The 10,781-nt window shown below is 56.8% G+C and carries 11 protein-coding genes; 4 read left to right on the top strand and 7 right to left on the bottom strand.

What is annotated here, in order from left to right:
* Together ACFDSS_RS11025 and ACFDSS_RS11020 are read right to left on the bottom strand one after the other, a co-directional pair.
* Positions 1-315, bottom strand: a 315-nt coding sequence (locus ACFDSS_RS11025; RefSeq protein WP_375255796.1) for an arsenate reductase ArsC, incomplete at its 3' end; no start/stop codon positions are given.
* A 62-nt stretch (positions 316-377) separates the two neighbouring features.
* On the bottom strand, positions 378-2,123 hold the full coding sequence (locus ACFDSS_RS11020; protein ID WP_375255795.1) for an extracellular solute-binding protein: 1,746 nt from the start codon (positions 2,121-2,123) through the stop codon (positions 378-380).
* Positions 2,124-2,463: 340 nt separating this feature from the next.
* On the opposite strand from ACFDSS_RS11020, the gene ACFDSS_RS11015 reads away from it, so the two are divergent.
* Positions 2,464-3,237: a 3-hydroxybutyrate dehydrogenase gene (locus ACFDSS_RS11015; RefSeq protein ID WP_375255793.1), complete on the top strand. Its 774-nt coding sequence runs from the start codon at positions 2,464-2,466 to the stop codon at positions 3,235-3,237.
* Positions 3,234-4,265, top strand: coding sequence for a patatin-like phospholipase family protein (locus ACFDSS_RS11010; protein WP_375255792.1), 1,032 nt, complete (start codon positions 3,234-3,236; stop codon positions 4,263-4,265). Before ACFDSS_RS11015 ends, ACFDSS_RS11010 begins: the two co-directional genes overlap by 4 nt.
* On the opposite strand, the gene ACFDSS_RS11005 is transcribed toward ACFDSS_RS11010, so the two are convergent.
* The 5 genes from ACFDSS_RS11005 to ACFDSS_RS10985 all read right to left on the bottom strand — a co-directional run bounded on the left by ACFDSS_RS11005 (position 4,258) and on the right by ACFDSS_RS10985 (position 8,311).
* Complete coding sequence (locus ACFDSS_RS11005) at positions 4,258-4,854, bottom strand: LysE/ArgO family amino acid transporter (RefSeq protein ID WP_375255791.1); 597 nt, start codon at positions 4,852-4,854, stop codon at positions 4,258-4,260. The genes ACFDSS_RS11010 and ACFDSS_RS11005 overlap by 8 nt on opposite strands.
* Before the next feature lie 10 nt (positions 4,855-4,864).
* Positions 4,865-5,593, bottom strand: a complete 729-nt coding sequence (locus ACFDSS_RS11000; RefSeq protein ID WP_375255790.1) for a DUF502 domain-containing protein — start codon at positions 5,591-5,593, stop codon at positions 4,865-4,867.
* Between the two features lie 80 nt (positions 5,594-5,673).
* On the bottom strand, positions 5,674-6,579 hold the full coding sequence (locus ACFDSS_RS10995; protein ID WP_375255789.1) for a pseudouridine-5'-phosphate glycosidase: 906 nt from the start codon (positions 6,577-6,579) through the stop codon (positions 5,674-5,676).
* Complete coding sequence (locus ACFDSS_RS10990; protein ID WP_375255794.1) at positions 6,576-7,469, bottom strand: PfkB family carbohydrate kinase; 894 nt, start codon at positions 7,467-7,469, stop codon at positions 6,576-6,578. Before ACFDSS_RS10990 ends, ACFDSS_RS10995 begins: the two co-directional genes overlap by 4 nt.
* A 38-nt stretch (positions 7,470-7,507) precedes the next feature.
* On the bottom strand, positions 7,508-8,311 hold the full coding sequence (locus tag ACFDSS_RS10985; protein ID WP_375255788.1) for a DUF4198 domain-containing protein: 804 nt from the start codon (positions 8,309-8,311) through the stop codon (positions 7,508-7,510).
* Here ACFDSS_RS10985 and ACFDSS_RS10980 point away from each other — a divergent pair.
* Positions 8,304-9,650, top strand: a complete 1,347-nt coding sequence (locus tag ACFDSS_RS10980) for a HupE/UreJ family protein (RefSeq protein WP_375255787.1) — start codon at positions 8,304-8,306, stop codon at positions 9,648-9,650. The genes ACFDSS_RS10985 and ACFDSS_RS10980 overlap by 8 nt on opposite strands.
* Before the next feature lie 226 nt (positions 9,651-9,876).
* Positions 9,877-10,644, top strand: coding sequence for a 30S ribosomal protein S2 (gene rpsB / locus ACFDSS_RS10975; protein WP_375255786.1), 768 nt, complete (start codon positions 9,877-9,879; stop codon positions 10,642-10,644).
* Positions 10,645-10,781 lie beyond the last annotated feature (137 nt).

Raw genomic sequence — 10,781 nt, 5'->3', positions numbered from 1 at the left:
AATACCCCAGTGGGCGCGCAAGGGTGCGCCCGGCCAATACGGGCATTTTTCGCCTGCTACAGAACCGCAGACCGTGATGACCGCATCCATTTGTGGCGCATCGGCAGTGGCGTAATCATTCCAGCTTTGTGAGATCAGACCATCGACGGGAAAGCCTTTTGCCTCCAACAGCTTCAACGATTGCGAATGCACTTTTCCGGCCGGTTTCGACCCCGCTGACCACGCTTTAACGCGGCCATCAGAGCGATGGGTAAGGATGCTTTCCAGAAGTATGGAAGGTGCAGAATTGCTGGTGCAAAGCACGAGGATATTCATCATCAGCAGCCTTCAGTTATTCCGGCTTGCAAATAGACTTGCGGTGTAACGGCTCTATGACATCAATCCTCATACCACCACACATCGGGCTGCCAGCCGGGCCAGTCCCCGAAGATCGGCAGGTTTTCGGGGTATCGCAGCTCTTTGGCGTGGGCGATCCTGCTGATGTTCCACTGATAGATGGGGATCACATAGCGCCCCGCAGTCAAGACGCGATCAAGCGCTTTGACGGCGGCGACAAAGTCGTCCTGACTTTCCGAGGTCAGCAAGCGCCCGATCATGGCATCCGCTGCGGCCGATTGAACCCCCATTAAATTGCGTCCGCCATGTTCATTCGCGCGCTCTGATCCGTAGTAGCCATATTGCTCATTGCCGGGTGAGAGTGAGACGCCACGCCGATAATAGGTCATGTCAAAGTCATAGGCATCGGTGCGTTCTTTGAACTGGGCGCTGTCGGCCACGGCAACCGCTGGCGTGACACCAATACGTGCCAGCGATTCCGAATACATATCAATGATCGCCTGATTTTCGGACGCGCCCTGGCTGAGCAGGATCTCAAATGTGAAAGGCATGCCTGCGGCGTTCTTCATCACGCCATCCTGCACCGTCCAACCCGCCGCCTCCATTTGTGCAAGTGCTGCACGGGTGCCCGCGCGGTTACGCTCTGTGCCATCACTTACGGGCAGGATGTAGCCCTCCAATGTGCCGGGGATCAGCTCCGCCGCGAAGGGCTCCAGAAATTCAAGAACGCGGCCTGATGCGGGGCCCTCATCCATGCCCAAAGGTGAATTGGACCAATAGGATGTAATGCGCGGCTGCGCCGAACCTGTCATCGCCTCATTAATGAATTCAAAGTTGAAGACTTGCAGCATTGCATCGCGCACCCGCCAATCAGCGAATTGATCGCGACGGGTGTTCATCACGAAACCCGTCATGCCAGAAGGGCGCGCATGTGGCAGAACGGAAAGAACCACATCGCCGTCTTCGATGGCCGGAAAGTTATACTGGCTTTCCCAACGGGCGACATTGAATTCGCGGTTGGAATTCACTTCTCCTACTTTGAAGGCTTCGAAGGCGGCTGTTTCATCGCCGAAGAATTCCAGACGGACCTCATCGATGTTGTTGGTGCCGCGCCGGAAGGGGACATCCTTGCCCCAATAGTCGGGGTTGCGGGTGAGAGACAAGAAACGCCCCGGCTCGAAATCATTGATAACATAAGGCGCAGATGTGATCGGTACGATCTCGGTGGTGCTTTCGGCGAAATCCACGCCATCCCATTGCGCCTTTTTGAGGATCGGACGCATACCGGCCAGAAGCGCCAATTCGCGGTCAGGCGTGTTGAAGGTGAACCGCACGGATTGCGGGCCGGTCTGTTCCATGGTTTCGATCTTGTCCCAAAAGCCGCGATAGCGACCATGGCCTTGGGTGCCCAATGTTTCATAAGACCACATGACATCTGCGATGGTCACGGGGCTACCGTCGGAAAAACGGGCCTCGTCGCGCAGGGTGAATTCGACCCATTCGCGATTCGGTCCGGTCTCAATCGATTCGGCCAAAACACCATAAAGTGAGAACGGCTCGTCCAAGGAACGCCCCATCAGGCTTTCGCCCAGAAAAAAGCGTAACTGCCACGGCACAGAGCCCTTGCGGATAAACGGGTTGAGACTGTCGAAGCTGCCGACCTGTGCAGTCACGATCTGGCCGCCCGTGGGGGCATCAGGGTTGGCGTAGGGCAGCGACACAAAATCAGGTGGTAGGGCAGGATCGCCATACATAGCTATGCCATGCTTGGGTTGGGCGATGCCCATCTGGCCAACCAGCGCGAGTGCCGCTGCCGCGATGATTGCCCGCCATTTCTTGCCATGCTCTACTATCATTGGTGATGCTCCCTTTTGGTTTTTTGTGCCTGTTATGAAAAGATGGTAAAGAGGGATTTCAACCATTTCAAACTTTTAGCTTGGCCACTTGCGACAGAGCGCTTATAAAGAGGGCACTGCTCGATAGGTTTCTTGCCTGTATGAAACCTGCCTCAATAACTTCACGCCCGCCTTGTGCGGGCGTTTTTTTTTGGGGCTATCGGAGCCGTGATGTGGCTTTTGCAGTTGCAGCATATACAGTGCAATCAAGCAAAAGAATCGGAGCATCGAAATGTCACTTGCAGGGAAAACTGCCGTTATCACCGGATCAAACTCTGGCATCGGGCTTGGGGTCGCACGCGAATTGGCCAAGGCGGGCGCAAACGTCGTGCTAAACTCATTCACCGACAGCGAGGAAGACCACGCACTTGCCACTGAAATCGCGGACGCGACAGGGGTTGAGGCGCGCTACATCAGTGCAGACATGTCAGATGGCGATGCTTGTCGCCGTTTGATTGTTGACGCTGGTGGGTGCGATATCTTGGTGAACAACGCAGGCATCCAGCATGTTGCTCCGGTGCAGGATTTTCCGGCCGCGAAGTGGGACGCGATCATCGCAATTAACCTTTCATCCGCATTTCACACAACCGCTGCTGCCGTAACTGGGATGCGCGAACGAGGGTATGGCCGGATCATCAACATCGCCTCTGCGCATGGTTTGACCGCGTCGCCATACAAGTCCGCATATGTCGCGGCCAAGCACGGGATTGTGGGCCTGACGAAAACCATCGGTCTCGAGACGGCGCGGGATCCGATCACCTGCAATGCGATTTGCCCGGGCTATGTCCTGACACCGCTGGTTGAGGCGCAAATCCCTGACACGATGAAAGAATACAACATGTCCCGCGAAGACGTGATTGAAAATGTGATGCTGCAGCGCCAACCTTCCAAGGAGTTCGCCACCACCGAACAACTTGGCGGCACCGCCGTTTACCTGTGCTCTGACGCGGCGGCACAGGTGACGGGCACGACGATCAGCGTTGACGGCGGCTGGACCGCGCTTTGAAGCGGATCAATCTCGCATTGCAGGGGGGTGGGGCGCACGGCGCCTTTACCTGGGGCGTTCTTTGCCGGCTCTTGCAGGAAGAAGACATTGAAATTGCTGCGATTTCAGGAACGTCAGCAGGTGCTTTGAATGCCGCTGCGCTGAAATCCGGTTGGGTGGCTGGCGGGCGCGATGGTGCGCTGGACAATCTGGACTGGCTCTGGGGCAAAATCGGCGCGATTACCGATCCGATGTTTTTGCCTTGGATTGATGCGACTGCGTCATCTGTCGACCTCTGGGCGAAGGCGATGAAATATTCGCCTGCCTATCACGCCTTTGAAATGACCACACGGATGATGTCGCCATACGTGTACGGCCCCGCGATGCGCAACCCGTTGGAGGATATCGTGACCCGTTTTCATTACGACGCGGTCTGTGCCACCCAAGGGCCTGATTTGCATATCTGCGCCACCAATGTGCGGTCTGGCAAGATCCGCGTCTTTACCGGCGATGAAATCATTCCGGAGGTCATCATGGCCTCTGCCTGCCTGCCGAGCCTGTTTCAAGCGGTCGAATTTGAAGACCCCGAGACCGGCGAGGTAGAGGCGTTCTGGGACGGTGGATATACCGGGAACCCTGCTCTTTATCCGTTGTTTGCCAGTGATTTACCGGACGATATTGTTATCGTAAATATCAACCCGCTCTACCGCGAAGACCTGCCCATTGACACGCAGTCCATCCAAAACCGCGTCAATGAAATCAGTTTCAACAGCTCGCTACTGCGTGAGCTGCGGGCCATTGATTTTGTGAAGCGCCTGCTGGCAGATGGTGCAATCAAGCGTGGGACGATGAAAGATGTGCTGGTGCATATGATCGCCGATGATGACTTGATGAATGTTTTGAATGTTGCCACCAAGACAATCCCGACGCCTGTCATTCTGGCCCGTTTGAAAGCAGCGGGAGAGACCGCGACAGACAAATTCCTGCACGATCACAAAGACAAACTGGGCAAAGACAGCACGATTAACCTGTCGGATATGTTCAGCTGAGCAACTTTGCCGCAAGCAGCCACATCACCACCCCGATGATGATATCCATGATCCGCCAGGCCTGTGGTGACTGCATGAAAGGTGCCAAAAGCCGCGCACCGTAGCCCAGGCCAAAAAAGAAGATAAAGGACGGCAGCATCGCGCCCAGCGCGAATGATACTTTTTCGGATGTCGCCGGATACTCGGTTGAGATCGCCCCCAAAAGCACAACCGTATCAAGATAGACATGCGGATTGAGCCAGGTGAAGGCCGCAATGGTGGCCAACGCGCGCCAAAGTCCAACCGGTTTGCCGCCTGTTTCAATGTCGTAGTTGTTCAGCATCACGGCCCGAAAACGCAAGAACCCATAGGCAAATAGAAACGCAGCGCCCGCGTATCGCATGAATTCCGGTACAATCGGGTACAACTCGACGATGTAGCCAAAGCCAGCCACGCCCGCCGTAATCAGGATTGCATCGGAGACCGCGCAGAAAAGTGCCAGCGCAAAGACATGGCTGCGGGCCAGACCCTGGCGCAGAATAAATGTGTTTTGCGGCCCAATCGCGAGGATGAATGCGGCAGATGCCGTAAATCCGGTAACAGCCGCCATCGCCATCTTTTTAAGACTTCTCTTCTGTGGGCGGTGCGACGATCTTGCCGTTGGGGTAAACAAGGCCCGCTGAAATCACCAGTTTGGCCGCGTCTTCGACCGACATATCGAGCGGCTTCACGTCCCTTTGTGGCAAAAACAGCAGGAAGCCAGACGTCGGGTTGGGGGTCGTGGGCAAGAAGACGGTCACAATTGGTTCACCATCATTGAGTTTCGCGTCAATCTCGCCCTTTGCATTGGTGGAAATGAACGCAATCGCCCAGATGTCGCGGCGTGGGTATTCGACCAGGCAGGCTTTATCAAAAGATGTTTCGCGTTGCGAAAAGACCGTCTCAGCGATCTGTTTCACCGCGTTGTAGATTGAACGCACGACTGGCGTGCGATCGACCAACCGCTCCCCTATGCCCAGAAAAGACCGTCCGATCAGACCCTTGCCAATCCAGCCGACCAAGACAGTGAAGATCAAAAAGACGACAACGCCAACGCCGCGGACGTTTACGGTGACCATACTTTCACCTTCAAGCCCAAGCAGACGGTTGACCAGTGCTTCGGGCTGATAAGCTGCGGGCACGAATGGCCAGACCCAGCTATCGACCCAACCCACAACGGTCCAGATCAGCCAGATTGTCAGCCCGATTGGGGCGACAATGATTAATCCAGCGAGAAAATTGCCCCGTAGGCGGGCAAAAATGCCCGGTTTGCCACGCTTGGCCGGATCATCGGAAAGAGGGTCGGTCATATGGGGTGTTCCGCTCTACTTGTATGGATACATATGCAATGCAACCGGCAGCAACAAGCGAATGCCGCAGCCGTTTCGGGTTATTTCAGCAAAGCGACGGCAATCTGCGCGGCAAGTGTCGCATTGTTGCGCACCAATGCAATATTTGCACGCAGCGACTGCCCGTCTGTTAACTCAAACATACGGCCAAGCAAGAATGGCGTGACTGCTTTCGCGCCGATGCCGCGCTTCTCGGCCTCGTTCAGCGCCTGTGCGATGATCGGACGCAGAGCTGCGGGTCTGATTTCAGCCTCCGCAGGGATTGGATTTGCAACCAGTTGCCCACCCGAAAGTCCCATCGCGATCCGCGTTTTATGTGCATTGGCAATATCAGCTGCACTGTCCATGCGCAGTGGTGCAGGGATATCTGATGTTGCAGACCAGAACGCGGGCAGCATATCCTGACGGAAGGCAATCACGGGCACGCCGAGGGTTTCCAGCACCTCAAAGGTTTTGGGCAGATCGAGGATCGCTTTCGCACCGGCACCCACAACGGTAACAGGTGTCTGGGCCAGCTCTTGAAGGTCCGCGGAGATGTCGAAGCTGGTTTCTGCACCACGATGCACACCGCCGATACCGCCCGTGGCAAAAACGTGGATGCCGGCCAGATGTGCCGCGATCATCGTGGCGGCAACTGTCGTTGCCCCCGTGCCGCCTGTCGCGATGCAAGCCGCAATGTCCGCACGCGACAGTTTGGCGACGTTTTCAGCCTGCCCAAGTGCGTCGAGCTGCAACGCCTCCAGCCCCACATGCAGTTGGCCGTCAAGCACCGCAATGGTTGCAGGCGCAGCGCCAGCCTTGCGCACATCCGCTTCAACCATGCGCGCAGTTTCGACGTTTTGCGGGAACGGCATCCCATGCGTGATAATTGTGCTTTCCAAGGCCACAATTGGCTGCCCGTTCGCGCGGGCATTCGCGACTTCGCCACTATAGTAAATCGGGATCATAGCGGTGTTTCTCCTGACACATATGTCGCCGCGGCGTTCAGCGCGCGGGTGAGGGCGGCTTCGCGGTCCAGGCCTTGCGCCTCGGATGCGATATGGGCGGCCATGAATGTGTCGCCTGCACCTGTGACACGAGTGACCATCACGGCAGGCGGCGTCTGCGTTATGATATCCCCAGCGACCCCCTCAGAGGCCGATTTGCTTCCGTCGGTGACAAGTACACGATGCGCACCGCGCGTAATCAGCGCGGCGGCGGCACTGGCGCTATCCTCAAAGCGGGTCTGGCACAGCAGCCCCGCTTCTTCGAGATTGACATAGAGCGTGGCCGATGCGTGATCCAAAAGCGCCAGAAGCCGTTCAGCCTTGCCGGGTGATGCGGGCGCGACACGGAGATCAGCCTTGGCAAAAAGCGGAGAAGCCGCAATGCTTTGCAGCAATTCAACCGTCAAATTCCCGTCGAGCGCAACAGGGCCGTCAAATGGGATGTCAGGTGTACCCAAATCACCGTTTTGCAAGGGTCGCAGGATCTTCTCCCCTGCTTTCTCAAGCGAATGAGCGTCCGCAACCGCTGCAATCAAACCGTTGGCGCCTTCAATCGCCATATACACGTCCGTGGGCAATTCATCCGAGCGATAGATATGGCCGCAATCCATGCCCATCCGCATCGCCTCGGCAATCAGCTCTTCGCCTTCCGGATCGCGGCCAATCACGGTCAGCAGGGCAGGCGTCAACCCGTAACGGCGCAGCGTCATGGCGATATTCATCGCCACACCGCCGGGCAGCCGCGTTATGCGCCCCGGCACATCCGATCCGATACGCATATGGCTGGCGGTTCGCCCGATCACATCCCAAAGGACTGACCCGATACAAAGTATATCTGCCTGTTTTATCATACCTGCGTTGTGACGCGGCCCGCCACCAAGAGCAAGCGTTACTGCGGCACCGCGAAGGTCATATTCGCCCATAGCGTTTCCCAAACAACGCCAATGGTTTCAGCCATACGCCCATTGGGTTCACGCAGGACAACATGATCGAGCATATAGCTATAACCCGGTTTGACCGGGAAGGTCGCGACCCCGTTTTGATCTGTCCGATAGATCGCCACCGCCACGCTGAGATCCGCGGCCTTCTCAAAGACTTCGACCTGCACATTCGGGCGCGGCTCATTGAGATAGAAAAGCTGCACCTGCATCCCGCCGGACAGATCATCGGTGTAGGGGTTCTTGAGGGCGACAAATTCGGTGGTCAGCCCGGCGCGGGTATCTGAGCCTTCGCTATTGCCCACCCCGATCAGTGCTTTCGAATAGCGCGAATACCCTTCCGCGAAATCTTCCTCAGGCAGTCCACGGGCGCGTTGTTGCGACAAAACATCGCCGAAGTCTTTGTGATCGGCAAAAGACTGGAAGTCCTCCCAGGTTTCATAGGTAATCGAAGATGTGCGCGCCTGATAAGCGACAACATTCAGTCCCTCCCCGATCGGGTCCTGTTGCAGGGCGGGCAAATCACCGGTGCGCCCAGTGACGCGGGTCGCTGTTGTGGTGTCGGAATACACCACAAAATGGGTAAATGCGCGTGGGAGATAGGGAATTTTCGTGCCAGCGAATGCTTCGCCATTGACAAGATGGCCTTCAAGCCTACCGTCCGGCTCTACTTGATAGGCCAGCGGTTCAATCCAGAACTCATGCGCCGCGGCAGGGCCGGCAAGCAGTGCAAGAACGAGGGCAACAATGCGCATTTTTCTATCCTTTGTCAGCGGGGCCAAACTCGCATTCCTGCGGGTATTGTCAACTGCGGTTGTAGTGTGGGGCGCGACTCTGTCAACTGTGGCGGCCCACGAAGTGCTGCCTTCAATCGGGGACATGCGCGTCAGTGACGACGTGGTCACCTTTGACATTCGCGCCAATCTGGAAAGCTTCATTGCGGGCATTGACCTGACCGAAACGGCGAATACGAACGAAAGCCCGAATGCCGCGACCTATGATGAATTGCGCGCTCTGCCACCAGCAGATCTGGTTGCACAGTTTAAGGCCTTTTGGCCGCGCATGGCAGCGGGGATGACACTCACTGCTGACGGTCAGTCGCTGACGCCCGTCTTGCTGGATGTTTCTGTCGAGCCGGTGGGCTCACTCGCGGTCGTGCGTGCCTCCAACTTCAGCTTCAGCGCAGAGCTGCCAGCTGATGCGCAGACCCTGCAGATGGGTTGGGATAGCAGTTTTGGGGTTTTGGTTTTGCGGCAGATGGACGTGCCGGAGCCCTATGACGGCTACCTCGAAGCGGGCGGTCTATCTGACCAGATCCCTCTTGCAGGCGGCGGCCAGGCGACCGGCTGGGAGACCTTCGTTGATTATATCCCGGTGGGTTTCGATCACATTGTCCCCAAAGGCTTGGACCATATTCTTTTCGTCTTGGGCCTGTTCTTTTTGGCCGCGCGGTTTCGCCCGCTCTTGTTGCAGGTTTCGCTGTTTACGCTGGCGCATACGATCACCTTGGCGCTTGCGGCACTTGGCTATGTCAACATACCCGGCAGCATTGTTGAGCCGTTGATCGCAGCGTCCATCGTTTTCATCGCAGTCGAAAACATCTGGGCGCGCGGGATCAGCAAATGGCGACCCTATGTAATCTTCGGTTTTGGGCTTTTGCATGGATTGGGGTTTGCCTCTGTTCTGGGGGAATTCGGATTACCGGAAGGGACATTTGTGGCCGCTTTGATCGGCTTCAATCTGGGCGTTGAAGTCGGGCAGCTCTTTGTCATCTCTGTTGCCTTCCTTGCGGTTTGGCAGGCGGTGCGGATTGATCGCGGCAAGAACGAAGCCGGACGGGGTTTTGCGATCTATCTGGCGTTGACGGTCAGCGTGATCGCCCTGAGCGTGCTGAACCCGCCTGTTTTGGTTGTGGCATTGGAAAATCCGGTCTGGATCTTCGGCGCGCCCCTGGCGGCCGTGTTCATCTTGTCGATGGTATCGATCCAGTTGCGTGACCAGCCGGACGCTTACCGACGCTTGGTGGCAATTCCGGCGTCGGTGGCGATTGCATCGGTTGGTGCCTATTGGGTGGTTGAGCGGGTCTTTTTGTAAGGTAAGCACAGCGCGGGCGCCGCTTTGACGCCCAAGTTTATCATCTTGCCCAAAAAACTCCCGCCGGAGGCATCCGACCCCTTGCACCGCGCGCAAACCCGCGTTATTGCGCGCACACTTAATCCCACAAGCGGGGGCGGGTCCTTTGGGGAGAAATCCCAAAGTATCCACCGGTTGGCGAAATGCTGATCCCCCGCTGAGGCTGAAACCGGAAAAGGAATACGACATGGCTCTTCCCGAGTTCTCCATGCGTCAGTTGCTTGAGGCAGGCGTACACTTTGGTCACCAGACAGCGCGCTGGAACCCAAAGATGGATCAATACATCTACGGCTCACGCAACGGCATTCACATCATGGACCTGACGCAAACGGTCCCAATGCTGGACCAGGCCCTGCAGGTCATCCGTGACACCGTCGCCAAAGGAGGCCGCATTCTGTTCGTCGGCACCAAGCGTCAGGCTGCAAAGCCAATCATGGAAGCCGCAGAAAAATCCGCACAGTTCTACATGAACCACCGCTGGTTGGGCGGCACTTTGACAAACTGGCAGACTGTTTCGCAGTCGATCAACCGTCTCAAGGCCATCGACGAAGCGTCGGCCAACGGTTTCGCCGGTCTGACCAAGAAAGAGCGTTTGGGCATGGAGCGTGAGCAGGGCAAACTGCAAGCCTCTTTGGGCGGCATTCGCGAAATGGGCGGCGTGCCTGATCTGATCTTTGTCATCGACTGCAACAAAGAAGATCTGGCCATCGCTGAAGCCAACAAGCTGGGTATTCCGGTTGTGGCTGTTGTCGACACCAACTGCTCTCCTGCTGGCGTTGACTATGTCATCCCCGGCAACGACGACGCAGCGCGTGCCATCGCACTTTACACCGATCTGGCTGCACGCGCGGCCCTTGACGGCATGACCGCGCAACTTGGCGCCGCTGGCGTTGACATGGGCGAGATGGAAGAGCTTGCTGAAGAAGTTGTCGCTGAAGAAGCGGCTGCGCAGTAAGCACCATACCTATTAGGGCAGGGGCCAGTGGCCCCGCCTTTTTCAGATATTTACCTCTTAAGGAGAAGTAAGATGGCAATCACCGCTGCAATGGTGAAAGAGCTGCGCGACAGCACAGGCGCAGGCATGATGGACGC

This window comes from Yoonia sp. (genome assembly GCF_042093035.1).
Lineage (GTDB): Bacteria > Pseudomonadota > Alphaproteobacteria > Rhodobacterales > Rhodobacteraceae > Yoonia.
This window is presented reverse-complemented; position numbering and strand designations above follow the sequence as displayed.

Coding starts and splice junctions, on each gene's coding strand:
- ACFDSS_RS11020 (WP_375255795.1), bottom strand. CDS start 2,123: ATGGGCATCGCCCAACCCAAGCATGGCATAGCTATGTATGGCGATCCT.
- ACFDSS_RS11015 (WP_375255793.1), top strand. CDS start 2,464: ATGTCACTTGCAGGGAAAACTGCCGTTATCACCGGATCAAACTCTGGC.
- ACFDSS_RS11005 (WP_375255791.1), bottom strand. CDS start 4,854: ATGGCGGCTGTTACCGGATTTACGGCATCTGCCGCATTCATCCTCGCG.
- ACFDSS_RS11000 (WP_375255790.1), bottom strand. CDS start 5,593: ATGACCGACCCTCTTTCCGATGATCCGGCCAAGCGTGGCAAACCGGGC.
- ACFDSS_RS10995 (WP_375255789.1), bottom strand. CDS start 6,579: ATGATCCCGATTTACTATAGTGGCGAAGTCGCGAATGCCCGCGCGAAC.
- ACFDSS_RS10990 (WP_375255794.1), bottom strand. CDS start 7,469: ATGATAAAACAGGCAGATATACTTTGTATCGGGTCAGTCCTTTGGGAT.
- ACFDSS_RS10980 (WP_375255787.1), top strand. CDS start 8,304: ATGCGCATTTTTCTATCCTTTGTCAGCGGGGCCAAACTCGCATTCCTG.
- ACFDSS_RS10985 (WP_375255788.1), bottom strand. CDS start 8,311: ATGCGCATTGTTGCCCTCGTTCTTGCACTGCTTGCCGGCCCTGCCGCG.
- rpsB (WP_375255786.1), top strand. CDS start 9,877: ATGGCTCTTCCCGAGTTCTCCATGCGTCAGTTGCTTGAGGCAGGCGTA.